The following is a 15,210-nucleotide window of genomic DNA, read 5'->3' as shown; positions in this document are numbered from 1 at the left end:
CCGGCCGCGCCGACCGGCCCCGCAGGGGCCCGCCGCGGGCACAATCGCCCCGCGGCGCCCGGTTTGGCGGCCGGGTGCCGGAGTGCCGGGAAGAGCCGAGAGCACCGAGGAGCGCCATGCCCGCACCGCCCGTACCCCCGGCCGTCGAGCGCCGTTTCCGGATCGCCGAACGCGGCTCCACCCTCGGCCGGGAGGTCAGGGGCGGCGTCGCCACGTTCTTCACCATGGCCTACATCCTGGTGCTGAACCCGATCGTGCTGGGCGGCGCCGAGGACAGGTTCGGCAACCGGCTCCCGGAGGAGCAGCTGGTGACGGTCACCGCCCTGGTGGCGGCGGTGATGACGGTCCTGATGGGGCTGACGGCCAACATCCCGCTGGCGCTGGCGGCGGGGCTGGGGATCAACGCCCTGGTGGCCTACCAGATCGCGCCCACGATGAGCTGGCCCGACGCGATGGGTCTGGTGGTGCTCTCGGGGGTCGTGGTCTGCCTGCTGGTCGTCACCGGGGTGCGCGAGGCGATCATGCGGGCGATCCCGCACGCGCTGAAGCAGGCCATCAGCGTGGGGGTGGGCCTGTTCATCGCGTTCGTCGGGTTCGTCAACGCGGGCTTCGCCACCCGGGTGCCGGGGGAGACCGCCTCGGTGCCGGTGCAGCTGGGCGACGACGGCGACCTGTCCGGCTGGCCGGCGCTGGTCTTCTGCCTGGGGGTGCTGCTGACGGCCGGGCTGCTGGCGCGCGGCGTCAGGGGCGCGATCCTGGTGGGCATCGTGGTGATGACGGCCGTCGCCGTCGCCGTGGACGCGGCCGCGGGCCTGTCGCCGCGGGACTGGGGGCTGACCGCGCCGTCGCTGCCCGCGGACCCGGTGGCGCTCCCGGACTTCTCGCTGGTGGGGGAGTTCAGCCTGTTCGGGGCGTTCGACCGGGTCGGTGCGCTCACGGCGGTGATGCTGGTCTTCACGCTGTTCCTGACCGACTTCTTCGACACCATGGGCACGGCGGTCGGCGTCAGCAGCGAGGCGGGGCTGCTGGACGAGCAGGGGCGGGTGCCGAACCTGGGGCGGCTGCTGTTCGTCGACGGCCTGGCGGCGGTCGCGGGCGGTGCGGCCTCGGCCTCGTCGGGCACCAGCTACCTGGAGTCGGCGGCCGGTGTCGGGGAGGGGGCGCGCACGGGGCTGGCCAACGTGGTGACGGGCGGGCTGTTCGCGCTGTCCCTCTTCCTGGCGCCGCTGGCGGCGGTGGTCCCGGCGCAGGCCGCCGCGCCCGCGCTGGTGGCGGTGGGCTTCCTGCTGATGGCGCAGGTGCGGCACGTGGACTGGACGCGCCTGGACATCGCGATCCCGGCGTTCCTGACGATCGCGGTGATGCCGTTCACCTACTCCATCACCAACGGCATCGGCGCGGGGTTCGTGGCCTACGCCGCGGTCAAGACGGCCGTGGGGCGGCGGCGCGAGGTGCCCGCGCTGATGTGGGCGGTGGCGGGGCTGTTCGTGGTGTACTTCGCCATCGATCCGCTGGAGCAGCTGCTGGGCGTGGGCTGAGGCCCCCGGCCGGGGGCCTCAGCCGGAGCCGGGGGAGACGAAGCCGCTCTCGTGGGCGGCGATGGTGCCCCCGCCCCGCTTCCTGCGCGATGGTGAACCGCCTCCCCCGCACGGGGGAGGCGGCCTGCGGCCTGCGGCGGGGAGGGCGGGGCCGGCTACAGCCGCCGGGTGGCCAGGGTCAGCCGGTCGCGGGCGTCGAACAGGGCCTCCTTGATGGTCTGCTCGTGGGCGGGGGTCAGCCGGGCGACGGGCACCGAGCAGCTGATGGCGTCCCGCGCGGGGCTGCGGTAGGGGATGGCGACACCGAAGCAGCGCAGGCCCAGGGTGTTCTCCTCGCGGTCCACCGCGTAGCCCCGCTCGCGGACCTGGTGGAGTTCCGCGATGAGCTCCTCGCGGTCGGTGATGGTGTGCTCGGTCAGCGGTGCCAGGGTCTCCGGGAGCATCGCGCGGACCCGGTCGTCGTCGTAGGTGGCCAGCAGGGCCTTGCCCAGGGAGGTGGAGTGGGCCGGCAGGCGCCGTCCCACCCGGGTGAAGGGCCGCAGGTAGTGCTGGGACTGGCGGGTGGCCAGGTAGACGACGTTGGTGCCGTCGAGCCGGGCGAGGTGGATGGTCTCGGTGGTGTCGTCGGAGAGCCGGTCCAGGGTGGGCCGGGCGGCGGCCACCACCTCGTCGCCGTCGATGTAGGAGGTGCCCACCAGCAGGGCGCGCACGCCGATGCCGTAGCGGGTGCCGGTGGCGTCGGTCTCGATCCAGCCCAGCTCCACCAGGGTGCGCAGCAGCATGTAGAGGCTGGACTTGGGGTAGCCGACGGCCTCCTGCACGGCGGCCAGGGAGTGCATGCCGGGCTGCCCGGCGAAGAACTCCAGCAGTTCCACGGTGCGTACCGCCGATTTGACCTGCGCGCCGCCTGCCTCCGGCTTGCGGCCCGAGGCACCCCCGTGCTCAGACGACATCTCGACCTTGACCCTTCCGTTCGACCGGCCATAGAGTCCCGAGTGAATATTCACACATAGGGACGGCGTTCAGCATATCGAACAAGGTCCCCCGGGAGACAGCCCCGGAGTCCGGGCGACCGGACACCCGGACGCGGCGCCCCGGTCGGCATGCCCGCCGGCCGCAGGCCCGGCAGACGGCCGGCGGCCGCCCAGAAGGAGGAGTTCAGCGGTGGCAGTACCAGTGTGGAGCGTCGACCCCAGGACGGGGAAGCAGCGTGAGCAGGTCGCCGTCGAGGCCACGGCCGCCGACGTCGATGCGGCCGTGCGCGCCGCCCACGCCGTGCGCGGCGCCCTGGCCGACCGCACGGCGCGGATCGCCCTGCTGCGCGCGGCCGCCGAGGAGCTGGAGGCCGCCCGCGAGGAGATCGTGGCGGCCGCGGACGCCGAGACGGCCCTGGGGCCGGTACGGCTCAACGGCGAGCTGGGCCGCACCACCTACCAGCTGCTCGCCTTCGCCGACGAGGTGGCCGACGGCGGCTTCCTCGACGTCGTCATCGACCACGCCGACGCCTCCCTCACCCCGCCCCGGCCCGATCTGCGCCGCTACAAGATCCCGCTGGGCGTGGTGGCCGTCTACGCCGCCTCCAACTTCCCCCTGGCCTTCTCCGTGCCCGGCGGCGACACCGCCAGCGCGCTGGCGGCCGGCTGCCCGGTCGTGGTCAAGGCCCACCCCGACCACCCGGCCACCTCCGAGCTGTGCGTCGCCGCGCTGCGCCGCGCCGCCGCCCGCGCCGGCCTGCCCGCGGACGTCGTGTCGGTGGTGCACGGTTTCGACGCGGGTGTGGAGCTGGTCAAGCACCCGCTGGTGGCCGCGGCCGGGTTCACCGGCTCCATCCGCGGCGGCCGGGCCCTGTTCGACGCCGCCGCGGCCCGCCCGAACCCCATCCCCTTCCACGGCGAGCTGGGCAGCCTCAACCCGGTCGTGGTCACCGGGGAGGCGGCGCGGGAGCGCGCGGAGGAGATCGGCGGCGGCCTGGCCGGTTCGCTGACGATGGGCAGCGGCCAGTTCTGCACCAAGCCGGGGCTGGTCCTGGCCCCCGGGGACGAGGCGGGCGACCGGCTGCTGGAGGCGCTGGCCGCCTCCCTCCGGGAGACCGCCTGCGGGCCGCTGCTGGACTCCCGGATGCGCGAGGCGTTCCTGGCCGGCGTCCGGGCCCGCGCCGAGCTGGAGGACGTGACGGCACCGGTCGTCGCGGCCGAGGGCGAGGAGCAGGCGGTGGTCGCGGGCTTCCTCACCGTCCCGGCCGCCAGGCTCGCGGCCGGCGGACCGCACGGGCTGCTGCTGGAGGAGTGCTTCGGCCCGGTCACCGTCGTCGCCCGCTACCGCGACGCCGACGAGATCGGCGCCGTGCTCGCGGCGCTGCCCGGGAACCTCACCGCCACCCTCCACCTCGGGCAGGGGGAGGCGGACCGCGGCGACGGCGCGGCGGCCCGGCTGCTGGAGGAGCTGACCGCCCTGGCCGGACGGGTCCTGGTCAACGGCTGGCCCACCGGCGTCGCCGTCGCCCCCGCCCAGCACCACGGCGGTCCCTACCCGGCCACCACCTCCACCTCCACCTCGGTGGGCGCCACGGCCGTCGAGCGCTGGCTGCGCCCGATCACCTACCAGGACACGCCCCCGGCGCTGCTGCCGGAGGAGCTGCGCGACGACAACCCGCTCGGCCTGCCGCGCCGGGTGGACGGCCGCCGCGAGGTCTGACGGGTGCGGCCGCCGCGCCGCCGCGGCCCGCCCCGCGGCGGCGCGGCGGCGCCCGTCGGCCGAGTGCCGTGGACAGAGCGGATCCGGGGCGTCACAGTGGGGTCATGGAGATCACGCTGCCGGGGCTTCCGGGGCACCCGGAGGACGAGTTCGCGCCCAGGACTGCCTACTTCAACACCGCCTCGCACGGCCTGCTGCCGGCCCGCACCGCCGACGTCCTGGGGGAAGCGGTGCGGGAGACGGCCGAGGGCCGGGGCGATCTCCTCCGCTGGTTCGCGGTGGTCGAGGAGGCGCGGGCCCGCTTCGCCCGGATCGTGGGCGTGCCGCCCGAGCGGGTGGCGCTGGGGTCGGCGGTCGCCCCGCAGGTCTCCCTGGTGGCGGGCGGGCTGCCGCCCGGGGCCGAGGTGCTGGGCGCCGAGGGGGACTTCAGCTCCCTGCTCAACCCCTTCGCGATGCGGGCCGACCTCAAGCTGCGCACCGTCCCCCTGGCGGAGCTGGCCGGGGCCGTCCGCCCCGGCACCGCGCTGGTCGCCGTCAGCGCCGTGCAGTCGGCCGACGGCCGGATCGCGGACCTGGAGGCGGTCGCCGGGGCCGCCCGCGAGGCGGGGGCCCGCACCCTGGTGGACCTCACCCAGGCCGCCGGCTGGCTGCCGCTGGACGCCGGGGCGTTCGACTACACGGTGTGCGGCGGCTACAAGTGGCTGATGAATCCGCGCGGCACCTCCTTCCTCACGGTGCCGGAGGACGGCGGCGGCCTGGTGCCGCTGCAGGCCGGCTGGGTCGCGGGGGAGCGCCCCTGGGAGAGCTGCTACGGCACGGTGGAGGAGCTCGCCCGCTCCGCGCGCCGCTTCGACACCGCGCCCGCCTTCCTGCCCTACCTGGGCGCCGAGCGCTCCCTGGCCCTGGTGGAGGAGGTGGGCCCGGAGGCGATCGGCGCCCGCAACCGGGCGCTGGCCGGGTACTTCCGCGCCGGTGCCGCCGAGCTGGGCCACCGGCCCGTGCCCGGCGACTCGGCGATCGTCGCCGTGCCGGGGCTGGGCGACGCCGCCGGACGGCTGAAGGAGGCCGGGGTGGAGGTCGCCGTCCGGGCGGGGAACCTGCGCGCGGCGTTCCACCTGTACAACACGGTCGCGGACGCGGACCGGCTGCTGGCGGCGCTGCCCCGCCCCTGAGGCCGGGCGGGACGGCGCGCCGCCGGCCGGCCGCGTCAGGCCGACTCGCGGACCACCAGCTCGGTCGGCAGGACGACCGCCGACGGCTCCTCGCCGCCGATCAGGGCCAGCAGCACCCGCACCATCTCGGAGCTGATCCGGTCCCACGGCTGGCGTATGGTCGTCAGCTCCGGAAGGCCGGAGACGGCGGCGGGGGAGTCGTCGAAGCCGCCGACCGCCACGTCCTGCGGCACCCGGCGCCCCGCCCGCTCCAGCGCGGCCAGCGCCCCCCGGGCCATCAGGTCGGAGGCGACGAAGACCGCGTCCAGGTCCGGGGTGCGCGCCAGCAGCTCGGCCGTGGCCCGCTCCCCGCTGCTGCGGCTGTAGTCGCCGTGGGCGACCAGGTCGTCCCCGGCCGGCAGCCCGGCCTCGGTCAGCGTCTCCCGCCAGCCCGCCAGGCGCTCCACACCGCCGGGCGTGTCCAGCGGGCCGGCGACCGTGGCGATCCTGCGGCGGCCGGTGGACAGCAGGTGCCGCACCATCTCGCGGGCGCCGTCCCGGTCGTCGGCGGCCACGTGCGCCAGCCGGGCCGTGCGCCCCTGGCGCCCGATCGGCTTGCCGCTGGCGACCACCGGGATGCCCGCCCCCAGCAGCTGCTCGGCCACCGGGTCGCCGGTGTGGCTGGAGACCAGCAGCACGCCGTCGACGTGGCCCGCGGTGACGTAGCGCATGACGCGGCGCCGCTCGGCGGGCGTGCCGGCGATCATCAGCAGCAGCGGGGTGTCGTGGGCGGCCAGCGCCTGGGTGCAGCCCCGCAGCAGCACGTTGAAGTTGGGGTCCTCGAAGAGCTTCTCCTGGGGCTCGGTCAGCAGGAAGGCCACCGAGCCGGAGCGGCCGGTGATCAGGCTGCGGGCGTGCCGGTTGACGACGTACCCCGTCCTGCGGATGGCCGCCCGCACCGCGTCGGCCGCGGCCGGGCTGACGTTGTGCCCCCCGTTGAGGAACCGCGAGACCGTGCCCCGGGAGACCCCGGCCTCGCGCGCCACGTCGTGGATGGTCGGCGGCCGCCGACGCTGCTCACCGCCGCCCATGGGGTGCCCCTCCCGGTGCTCGCCACATTCCCGTTCTCCTCCAAGAGCCCGTGCCGGTCAGGACTTTACGGCGCCGGAGAGCAGATCCAGCCTCCAGAACCGCTGCACCACCAGGAACAGGGCGATCAGCGGCACGACGGCCAGCAGGGCGCCCGTGATCACCAGGGTGTAGAGGGCGGGGGTGTTGGACCCCTGCTGGAGCAGGGTGAACAGGCCCAGGGTGATCGGGAACTTCTCGTCGTCGCCGAGCATGATGTACGGCAGCAGGAAGTTGTTCCAGATCGCCACGAACTGGAAGAGGAAGACCGTCACCAGCCCCGGCAGCATCATGGGCAGCGCCAGGGAGCGGAAGATCCGCCACTCGCCGGAGCCGTCCATCCGCCCCGCCTCCACCACGTCCGCCGGCACGGCGGCGCTCGCGTAGACGCGGGCCAGGTAGATGCCGTACGGGGAGAGGACCGACGGCAGCAGCACCGAGAGGTAGCTGTCGGCCAGGTCCGCCTCGGCCAGCAGCAGGTACTGCGGGACGGCCAGGATGATCGGGGGCATCAGCACGCCGGCGAGCAGCACGTTGAAGACCGCCTCCCGGCCGCGGAAGCGGTAGACGGCCAGGGCGTAGCCGGCCAGGGCGGAGACCGCGGTGGACAGCAGGGCCCCCACCCCGGCGTAGAGGGCGGAGTTGGCCATCCACCGCCAGTAGACGCCCTCGCGGTAGGCCGACAGGTCCGCGAGGTTGCCGGCGAGGCCGGTGCCCGGCAGGAGGGTGAAGGTGGAGAACAGCTCGCGGCCGGACTTGGTCGCGGCGATCAGCACCCAGGCGACCGGCAGCAGGCAGTAGAGGGCGCCCAGGAGCAGCACGGCGGTGGGCAGCAGCGCGGTCCGGCGCGGGGGGCGGGCGGCCGCGGTCGCGGTGGCGGTCATCGGGGCGCCTCCTGTCCGGCGCGGGAGGTGGCCGACCTCAGGAAGCCGAAGGACAGCACGAGCGTCACCAGGGCGATGACCACCGCGGTGGCGGCGGCCGTGTGGATGTCGCCCTCGGCGAAGGCGTCCCGGTGGACCTTCATCAGCGGACTCCAGGTGGTGGAGATGGTATTGGTGAGCGGTTTGAGCGTGGTGGGTTCGCTGAACACCTGGAGCGTGGCGATGACGGAGAAGAAGAAGGTGAGCACCAGGGACGGCGCCACCATCGGGATCTTGATGCGCAGCGCGATCTGCAGCTGCGAGCAGCCGTCGAGCCGGGCCGCCTCGTAGACCTCCGCCGGGACCGCGCGCAGCGAAGTGTAGATGACGATCATGTTGAAGCCGGTGCCGCCCCAGATCGCGATGTTGGCGAGCGCCGCGTAGAGCGGGCCGCCGTCGAACAGGTCCGGTTGCGGCAGGCCGAGCGAGTCGAGCGCGAAGTGGAAGGGGCTGACGTCCGGCAGGTAGAGGAAGCCCCACAGCAGCGCCGCGATCACGCCGGGGACGGCGTAGGGCAGGAAGATCGCCAGCCGGGCGAAGGAGCGGCCCCGGACCCGGTCGGCGTCCAGCATCAGGGCGAAGACCAGCGCCAGGCCGAGCATGGCCGGCACGACGATCAGGCCGTACCCCAGGACCCGCAGGGCGCCGGCGGTCAGCTCGGGGTCGGTGAGGGCGTCGGCGTAGTTGGACAGCCCGGCCCACACCTCCCGGCGGGCGCCGCTGCCCAGGCCGAGCCCCTGGACCTCGACCCGGTGGAGGCTGAGGTGGAGGGCGTAGCCGATGGGGAGGGCGAAGAACAGCAGGAACAGGGCGGCGGCGGGCAGCAGGAAGAGGTACGGCGCCCTCCGCGCCGTGCGCGCCCGCCGTCCCGGCCGCGCCGTCCGGGGAGCCGGCGGGGCCTGTCCGGGCCGGGCCGCAGGCGTCGTCTTCCGCGTCACGGGGGCGGCCGTCGTCACTCGGAGACCTCGAAGCCCTGCTTCTCCAGGTCCGTCACGGTCGCCTCGTGCACAGTGCGCAGCGCAGCGCCGAAACCGGACCTCTCCTTGGCCGCCTTGCCGAAGGCGTCCTTGAAGGCGGAGTAGGCGACGTTGACGTTCGGGCCCCACGCGGCGGGCGCGGTGCCCTCGGCGATCTTCGCGGCCCGGGCGTAGAAGTCGGGCTGGTTCGGCATGAACTCCGGGGCCTCCTCCAGGGCGCCGCCGGTCTGGGCGGCCTGGGCGGCGGGGTAGATGCCGCTCTCCCGCACCAGGGCGTCCAGCGCCGCGGGGTCGGTGTTGAGCCAGGTGGCGAACCGGGCGGCGGCCTCCTTGTGCGCGGAGTCGTTCGTGACGGCCGTGGTGGAACCGCCCCAGCTGCCGGTCGCGTTCGCGCCCTCCTCCCACTGGGGGAGCGGCGCCATGGCCCAGGCGCCCTTGGTGTCGGGGGCGGCGGTGGTGAGGGTGCCCGGAGCCCACACCGCGCTGACCCAGGCGATCTGCTCGCCGTCGTTGAGGGCCTTGTTCCAGGCCGGGGTGTACATCGGCTGGTTGTCGATCGCCCCCTCCTCGACCAGGCCGCCCCAGAACTCGGCGACCCTGCGGGTGGCCGCGTCGTCGACGGCGACCTTCCACGTCTGGCCCTCGGTCGTCCACCACCGCGCGCCGGCCTGCTGGGCGAGGCCGGCGAACAGGCCCGCGTCGTTGCTGGAGAAGGTGGTGAGGTCCTTGTCCGGGGCCTTCTTCTTCAGCGCGCGGGCGGTCTCGGCGAACTCCTCCCAGGTGGCGGGGACGGACAGGCCGTACTCCTCGAACAGGTCCTGGCGGTAGAAGAGCATCATCGGCCCGGAGTCCTGGGGCAGGGCGTAGACCGCGTCGGTGCCGAGGGTGACCTGCTGCCAGAGGCCGGGGGCGAACTCCTTCTCCGCGTCGCCCACGTCACCGGATATGTCGGCGAGGACGTCGTTGCTGACCAGGGTGGGCAGCGCCTGGTACTCGGCCTGCACCAGGTCCGGGGCCTTGCCCGCCTTGGCGGCGGTGACGGTCTTGGTGACCAGGTCGTCGCCGCTGGCCTGCTTCTTGACCGTGACCCGGACGTCGGGGTTCTCCTCGTTCCACAGCGCGACGACCTCGGCCATGCCGGGCGCCCAGGCCCAGTAGGTCAGTTCGACCGGGCCGGATCCGCCGGAGTCCTGCGACGAGCCGCAGCCGGTCAGCGCCGCGGCCGACAGAACGGCCGCGGCGCACGCCGCGACGGTGCGGTGCTTCATGTTTCCTCCCTGACAAGGATCTGTGAACGTGCACAGTAGAGAAACATGACTGCCTCTTGTCAATGGGTGTGAACCTGATGTTCTCTAAGGGAAACAGCCCGAGCACGGCTGTGAACGTTCACAGTCCCGAACCAGATCTGACCCAGGAGGTCGCATGGTGCGCCTCGCCTACGGCGGCGACTACAACCCCGAGCAGTGGCCCGAGGAGGTCTGGCACGAGGACGTCGCGCTGATGCGCGAGGCCGGGGTGACCATGGTCAGCGTCGGGATCTTCTCCTGGGCGATGCTCGAACCCCGCGAGGGCGAGTACGACTTCGGCCGGCTCGACCGGATCATCGGCCTGCTGCACGACAACGGCATCGGCGTCGACCTGGCCACCCCCACGGTGGCGCCCCCCGCCTGGTTCTACCGCGCTCACCCCGAGGCCCTGCCCGTCAGCCGGGAGGGCGTGCGCTGGGAGATCGGCTCGCGCGGCGCGATCTGCCACAACTCGCCCGCCTACCGGGAGGCGGCCGCCCGGATCACCCGCGCGCTGGGCGAACGCTACGGCCGGCACCCGGCGGTGGTGATGTGGCACGTCCACAACGAGTACGGCGTCCCCGTCCTGGAGTGCTACTGCGAGACCTGCGCCGCCGCCTTCCGGGTCTGGCTGCGCGAGCGCCACGCCACCCTGGACGCCCTCAACGAGGCCTGGGGGACCACCTTCTGGGGGCAGACCTACCACGACTGGGAGGAGATCCGGCCGCCGAGGGCCACCCCCACCGTCGGCAACCCCGCCCAGCGCCTGGACTACGCGCGCTTCGCCGACGACAGCGCCCTGGCCAACTTCCGCCGCGAGCGCGACCTGCTGCACGAGCTGTCCCCGGGCGTGCCGGTGACCACCAACTTCATGGTCTCGCTCGCCCAGTGCGACACCATCGACTACTGGGCCTGGGCCCGCGAGGTCGACCTCGTCACCAACGACCACTACCTGGTGGCCGAGGAGGAGCGCAACCACGTCAACCTCTCGATGACCGCCGACCTGACCCGCTCGGTCGCCGACGGCGGGCCGTGGCTGCTGCTGGAGCACTCCACCAGCGGCGTCAACTGGCAGCGGCGCGGCATCGCCAAGCGCCCCGGCGAGATGGCCCGCAACTCGCTGGCCCACGTCGCGCGCGGCTCCGAGGGCGCGATGTTCTTCCAGTGGCGCGCCTCCCGCTTCGGCGCGGAGAAGTTCCACTCGGCGATGGTCCCGCACGCCGGCACCGACAGCCGCGTCTGGCGCGAGGTGACCGACCTGGGCGCCCGCATCGGCGCGCTGGAGGAGATCCGCGGCACCCGCACCGTCGCGGACGCCGCGATGGTGTGGGACTGGCAGTCGTGGCGGGCGCAGCGGCTGGAGTGGCGGCCCAGCGACGACCTCGACGCCCGGGAGCGCGCCGAGGCCTGGTACGCCGCGCTCTTCGACCGCCACCTGACCGCCGACTTCCTCCCGCCCGGGGCCGACCCGGCGCGCCTGGCGTCCTACCCGTTGGTCGTGGTGCCCGCCCTGTACCTGGCCGCGCGGGAGACGGGGGAGAGGCTGCGCTCCTACGTCGAGGGCGGCGGCACCCTGGTGGTCTCCTGCTTCTCCGGCATTGTCGACGAGCACGACGCCGTCCACCCCGGCCCGCACCCGGGCGCGCTGCGGGACGTCCTGGGGCTGACGGTCGAGGAGTTCCAGCCGCTCAGGGGCGGGCAGACGGTGACGCTCGCCGGCGCGGACGGCCCGCCGCTGAAGGCGGACGTGTGGGCCGAGACGGTGGTGCCGCGCGGCGCGGAGACGGTGTGGTCCTACGCCGACGGCCCCGCCGCCGGCGGCCCGGCCGTCACCCGCCACCGGCTGGGGCGGGGCGCCGCCTGGTACGTCTCGGCACGGCTGGACGCGGCCGGGCTCGGCGCCGTCCTGGCCGCGGCCTGCGACGACGCCGGACTGGCGCCGCGCGGCGACCTGCCGCGCGACGTGGAGGTGGTGCGCCGCTCCGGCGCGGGCGGCACCTACCTCTTCGCGCTCAACCACACCGGTGCCGACGCCAAGGTGCCGCTGGAGGGGACCGGAGTGGAGCTGCCGGGCGGGGAGCGGGTGACCGGGCACCTGGCGGTGCCCGCGGGCGGCGTCCGCGTGGTCCGCCTGGAGGACTGAACCGCCCGCGGGCGGCCCACCGGACCCGGGCGCCGCACGGCCGCCGGGGGAGGCGGGGAGCGCCCGGGCCGAAAACCACCGGAGCACGACCGCAGTGCCCGACGACCGCACGAGAGGGAGACGACATGCGCAGACGCACCGCCCTGAGACTGGGGGCGGCAGCCCTCGCCGCCCCCGCCCTGGCCGCCGCCGTCCCCGGCGCGGCCGCCGCGGCGCCCAGGCTCCGCATCCGCGGCGCCGACCTGTCCTGCCTGGCCAAGAGCGAGGACCTCGGCGGCACCTACCGCCGCGCCGACGGGCGGCAGGACGATCCCGTCCGCATCCTGGCCGGGGCCGGGGTGAACTGGGGCCGCCTGAAGGTGTGGGTGGACCCGGCCGACGGCTACAACACCACGCCGCACGTCCTGCGCACCGCCCGGCGCATGCACCGGGCCGGGATGAGGCTCCTGGTGGACTTCCACTACTCCGACACCTGGGCCGACCCGGGCAAGCAGTACAAGCCCGCCGCCTGGGAGAACCTCCACGGAGCCGCCCTGGAGCGGGCCGTGCGGGACCACACCGCCGGCGTCCTGGGGGCGCTGCGCGCCCAGGGCACCCCGGCCGCCATGGTGCAGATCGGCAACGAGACCAACGCCGGCATGCTCTGGCCCGACGGCTCCACCGACGACTGGCCCCGGCTCGCGGCCCTGCTCACCGCCGGGGCCGAGGCCGCCTGTGCCGCCTCGCCGGGCGTCCGCGTCGCCCTCCACCTGGCCGAGGGCGGGCGCAACGCCGAGACCCGCTGGTGGTTCGACAACGCCGTGGCACACGGTGTGCCCTTCGACGTCATCGCCCTGTCGTTCTACGGCTACTGGCACGGACCCCTCGCCGACCTCCGGGCCAACCTGGACGACGTCTCCGCCCGCTACCGCAGGGACGTCGTCGTCGCCGAGACCGCCTACCCCTTCCGGCTGGACAGCGCGGACTTCCTGGAGAACATCGTCGACCTGCCCTCGGAGCTCGTCCCCGGCTACCCCGCGACCCCGGACGGGCAGGCGGCCTGGGTGCGCGACGCGGCGGCCGCCGTGGCCGCCGTCCCCGGCGGGCGCGGCCTGGGGCTGTTCTACTGGGAGCCGGCCTGGACGGCCGTGCCCGGCAACGGCTGGGACCCGGCCGACCCGGCCTCCGGCAACGGCTGGGAGAACCAGGCGCTGTTCGACTACGACGGCCGCGCCCTGCCGGCCCTGGAGGCACTGGGCCGGGGCTGATCCCGCGGGAGACGGGCGGAGGGGCAGGGCCGCACCGCGGCCCTGCCCCTCCGCCCGCCCGTGCCCCGTGCCCGGCGGTCCGCCGGGCACGGGGCACGCCGCCTGGCCCGCTCGGCGCGCCTCACCTCACCGGGGTGAAGTCCCGGGCGCCGATGAACTCCGGGCGCCGCACGGGGGCGGCGAACGGTTCCACCGCGGCGTTCTCCACGCTGTTGAAGACGATGAAGACGTTGCTCCGCGGGTACGGGGTGATGTTGTCCCCGGAACCGTGCATGCAGTTGCAGTCGAACCAGGTCGCCGAGCCGGGCTTGCCGGTGAACAGCCGGATGCCGTACTCGCTCGCCAGCTCCGTCAGCGCCTCGTTCGAGGGCGTGCCGGCGTCCTGCATCTGCAGCGACTTCTTGTAGTTGTCCTTCGGCGTGGCCCCCGCGCATCCCAGGAACGTCTTGTGCGATCCCGGCATGATCATCAGGCCGCCGTTGGTGGCGTAGTTCTCGGTCAGCGCGATCGACACGGACACCGTCCGCATGTTCGGCAGACCGTCCTCGGCGTGCCAGGTCTCGAAGTCGGAGTGCCAGTAGAACCCCGTGGCCCCGAAGCCCGGCTTGACGTTGATCCGGCTCTGGTGGACGTAGACGTCGGAACCGAGGATCTGCCGTGCGCGGCCCACCACACGCGGGTCCCGCACCAGGTCGGCGAAGACCTGGCTGATCTTGTGTACCTCGAAGACGGAGCGGATCTCCTGCGTCCTGGGCTCGACGATCGAGCGCTCGTCGGCGCGGATCGCCGGGTCCGAGATCAGCCGCTCCAGCTCCCGGGAGTAGACCTCGACCTCGTCGGGGCCGATGAGCCGGTCGATCGCCAGGAAACCGTCCCGCTCGTAAGCCTGGAGGTCGGCGGCCTCGATCGGCCCCGGCGCTCCGGGCTCGGACCACACCACCGGGTCCTGACGCGGGGTGATCACCTCGGTGGCGCCCCGCGTCGGGTAAAGGTCGGTGGTGCGCTCGGGTGCGGTGGTCATGGTGTTGCCTTCCTCTCCTCTCGTACGGCCCTGTCGATTGCTGCGACCTGTGTCGCGCGGGTCGCTCTGCGGGACCTGTGACGACGGCTCCGCCAAGCGGTGCCCGCGGGAGGGTCGGGTCGGGCTCACCCTGTGTGCGTAGGTGTCAGGCCTCGTCGGGTTCGGTGAGCAGCGGGTAGACACCGTTCTCGTCGTGGTCCTCCCGGCCGGTGACCGGCGGGTTGAAGACGCAGACGCAACGGAAGTCCGTCTTAGGACGAAGTGTGTGCTTCTCGTGGCCGTCCAGCAAGTACATGGTGCCGGGGGTGATCCAGTGCTTCTCACCGGTCTCGTCGTTGGTGAGTTCGGCCTCGCCCTCCACGCACAGGACGGCCTCCACGTGGTTGGCGTACCACATCGAGGTCTCCGTACCGGCGTACAGGACGGTCTCGTGCAGCGAGAAGCCCACACGCTCCTTCGCCAGGATCAGGCGCTTGCTGCGCCAGGTCCCGGACGCCGACCGCACGTCTCGGTCGGTGTCCTCGATTTCCTGCAGGGATCGCACGATCACGGTGCTTTCGGTGCCTTTCCGTCGGAGGCCCGTCCCGGGGGACCGGGATAGGCCGTTCGGGTGGTGCCGGCGGCTCCCGGGGCCCGGACCGCCCGCCGCCGGGCGGTCCGGGCCCCGGGGAGGGGCCGCCTCAGGCGGTCTCGCGGACCGCGCGGGCCAGGATGCGCAGGCCCTCGTCCAGCTCCTCGGGCGAGATCGTCAGTGCGGGCAGCAGCTTGACGACCTCGCTCTCGGGGCCGGAGGTCTCGATGAGCAGTCCGAGCTCGAAGGCGCGGGAGGCGACGGCGCCGGCGCGGGACTTGTCGTGGAACTCCATGCCCCACACCAGCCCGCGGCCGCGGACGTCGGCCACCTCCTCACGGTGCTCGGCGGCGATGGCGCGCAGGGCGGACTCCACCTGCTCGCCGCGGGACAGGGTCTGCTTCTCCATCTGCCCGTCGGTCCAGTACGTATCCAGCGCGGCGGTGGCGGTGATGAAGGCCGGGTTGTTGCCGCGGAAGGTGCCGTTGTGCTCGCCCGGCTCCCAGATGTCCAGCTCGGGGCGGAACAGGG

13 protein-coding genes are annotated in these 15,210 nt (G+C 74.1%); 5 read left to right on the top strand and 8 right to left on the bottom strand.

The window, feature by feature from the left end; genetic code table 11:
- Nucleotides 1–116: 116 nt before the first annotated feature.
- Nucleotides 117–1,538, top strand: a complete 1,422-nt coding sequence (locus ACFSJS_RS26850; RefSeq protein ID WP_380904898.1) for an NCS2 family permease — start codon at nucleotides 117–119, stop codon at nucleotides 1,536–1,538.
- A gap of 155 nt (nucleotides 1,539–1,693) precedes the next feature.
- Here ACFSJS_RS26850 and ACFSJS_RS26845 read toward each other — a convergent pair whose 3' ends face one another.
- On the bottom strand, nucleotides 1,694–2,491 hold the full coding sequence (locus ACFSJS_RS26845) for an IclR family transcriptional regulator (RefSeq protein ID WP_380904896.1): 798 nt from the start codon (nucleotides 2,489–2,491) through the stop codon (nucleotides 1,694–1,696).
- A gap of 223 nt (nucleotides 2,492–2,714) precedes the next feature.
- Here ACFSJS_RS26845 and ACFSJS_RS26840 point away from each other — a divergent pair, with 223 nt between their 5' ends.
- Nucleotides 2,715–4,232, top strand: coding sequence for an aldehyde dehydrogenase (NADP(+)) (locus ACFSJS_RS26840; protein ID WP_380904968.1), 1,518 nt, complete (start codon nucleotides 2,715–2,717; stop codon nucleotides 4,230–4,232).
- A 104-nt stretch (nucleotides 4,233–4,336) separates the two neighbouring features.
- Nucleotides 4,337–5,404: an aminotransferase class V-fold PLP-dependent enzyme gene (locus tag ACFSJS_RS26835; RefSeq protein WP_380904894.1), complete on the top strand. Its 1,068-nt coding sequence runs from the start codon at nucleotides 4,337–4,339 to the stop codon at nucleotides 5,402–5,404.
- A gap of 35 nt (nucleotides 5,405–5,439) precedes the next feature.
- On the opposite strand, the gene ACFSJS_RS26830 is transcribed toward ACFSJS_RS26835, so the two are convergent.
- The 4 genes from ACFSJS_RS26830 to ACFSJS_RS26815 form a co-directional block, all read right to left on the bottom strand.
- Entirely contained in the window at nucleotides 5,440–6,474 is a 1,035-nt protein-coding gene (locus ACFSJS_RS26830) for a LacI family DNA-binding transcriptional regulator (protein ID WP_380904892.1), read from the bottom strand.
- 57 nt (nucleotides 6,475–6,531) lie between these two features.
- The gene (locus tag ACFSJS_RS26825; protein ID WP_380904890.1) at nucleotides 6,532–7,395 is read right to left on the bottom strand and encodes a carbohydrate ABC transporter permease; all 864 of its coding nucleotides are present in this window, start codon (nucleotides 7,393–7,395) and stop codon (nucleotides 6,532–6,534) included.
- Complete coding sequence (locus tag ACFSJS_RS26820; protein WP_380904966.1) at nucleotides 7,392–8,261, bottom strand: carbohydrate ABC transporter permease; 870 nt, start codon at nucleotides 8,259–8,261, stop codon at nucleotides 7,392–7,394. The genes ACFSJS_RS26825 and ACFSJS_RS26820 overlap by 4 nt, the downstream gene beginning before the upstream one ends.
- A gap of 125 nt (nucleotides 8,262–8,386) precedes the next feature.
- Nucleotides 8,387–9,679: an ABC transporter substrate-binding protein gene (locus ACFSJS_RS26815; RefSeq protein WP_380904888.1), complete on the bottom strand. Its 1,293-nt coding sequence runs from the start codon at nucleotides 9,677–9,679 to the stop codon at nucleotides 8,387–8,389.
- A 154-nt stretch (nucleotides 9,680–9,833) separates the two neighbouring features.
- Between ACFSJS_RS26815 and ACFSJS_RS26810 the strand changes: the two genes are divergently transcribed.
- Together ACFSJS_RS26810 and ACFSJS_RS26805 are read left to right on the top strand one after the other, a co-directional pair.
- On the top strand, nucleotides 9,834–11,840 hold the full coding sequence (locus tag ACFSJS_RS26810) for a beta-galactosidase (protein WP_380904886.1): 2,007 nt from the start codon (nucleotides 9,834–9,836) through the stop codon (nucleotides 11,838–11,840).
- A gap of 125 nt (nucleotides 11,841–11,965) precedes the next feature.
- Nucleotides 11,966–13,087 carry a glycoside hydrolase family 53 protein gene (locus ACFSJS_RS26805; RefSeq protein ID WP_380904884.1) on the top strand — a complete coding sequence of 374 codons (1,122 nt, stop codon included), beginning with the start codon at nucleotides 11,966–11,968 and terminating at the stop codon, nucleotides 13,085–13,087.
- 121 nt (nucleotides 13,088–13,208) lie between these two features.
- On the opposite strand, the gene thpD is transcribed toward ACFSJS_RS26805, so the two are convergent.
- The 3 genes from thpD to ACFSJS_RS26790 form a co-directional block, all read right to left on the bottom strand.
- Nucleotides 13,209–14,108 carry an ectoine hydroxylase gene (gene thpD / locus ACFSJS_RS26800; RefSeq protein WP_380904882.1) on the bottom strand — a complete coding sequence of 300 codons (900 nt, stop codon included), beginning with the start codon at nucleotides 14,106–14,108 and terminating at the stop codon, nucleotides 13,209–13,211.
- A gap of 145 nt (nucleotides 14,109–14,253) precedes the next feature.
- Complete coding sequence (locus ACFSJS_RS26795; protein ID WP_380904880.1) at nucleotides 14,254–14,658, bottom strand: ectoine synthase; 405 nt, start codon at nucleotides 14,656–14,658, stop codon at nucleotides 14,254–14,256.
- Nucleotides 14,659–14,788: 130 nt separating this feature from the next.
- Nucleotides 14,789–15,210, bottom strand: a 422-nt coding sequence (locus tag ACFSJS_RS26790) for an aminotransferase class III-fold pyridoxal phosphate-dependent enzyme (protein ID WP_380904878.1), incomplete at its 5' end; no start/stop codon positions are given.

This window comes from Streptomyces desertarenae (genome assembly GCF_042681365.1).
Lineage (GTDB): Bacteria > Actinomycetota > Actinomycetes > Streptomycetales > Streptomycetaceae > Streptomyces > Streptomyces desertarenae.
This window is presented reverse-complemented; position numbering and strand designations above follow the sequence as displayed.

Bases quoted from the DNA above. Each gene is read 5' to 3' on its own strand.
- ACFSJS_RS26850 (WP_380904898.1), top strand. From the start codon at position 117: ATGCCCGCACCGCCCGTACCCCCGGCCGTCGAGCGCCGTTTCCGGATC.
- ACFSJS_RS26845 (WP_380904896.1), bottom strand. From the start codon at position 2,491: ATGTCGTCTGAGCACGGGGGTGCCTCGGGCCGCAAGCCGGAGGCAGGC.
- ACFSJS_RS26835 (WP_380904894.1), top strand. From the start codon at position 4,337: ATGGAGATCACGCTGCCGGGGCTTCCGGGGCACCCGGAGGACGAGTTC.
- ACFSJS_RS26830 (WP_380904892.1), bottom strand. From the start codon at position 6,474: ATGGGCGGCGGTGAGCAGCGTCGGCGGCCGCCGACCATCCACGACGTG.
- ACFSJS_RS26825 (WP_380904890.1), bottom strand. From the start codon at position 7,395: ATGACCGCCACCGCGACCGCGGCCGCCCGCCCCCCGCGCCGGACCGCG.
- ACFSJS_RS26815 (WP_380904888.1), bottom strand. From the start codon at position 9,679: ATGAAGCACCGCACCGTCGCGGCGTGCGCCGCGGCCGTTCTGTCGGCC.
- ACFSJS_RS26810 (WP_380904886.1), top strand. From the start codon at position 9,834: ATGGTGCGCCTCGCCTACGGCGGCGACTACAACCCCGAGCAGTGGCCC.
- ACFSJS_RS26805 (WP_380904884.1), top strand. From the start codon at position 11,966: ATGCGCAGACGCACCGCCCTGAGACTGGGGGCGGCAGCCCTCGCCGCC.
- thpD (WP_380904882.1), bottom strand. From the start codon at position 14,108: ATGACCACCGCACCCGAGCGCACCACCGACCTTTACCCGACGCGGGGC.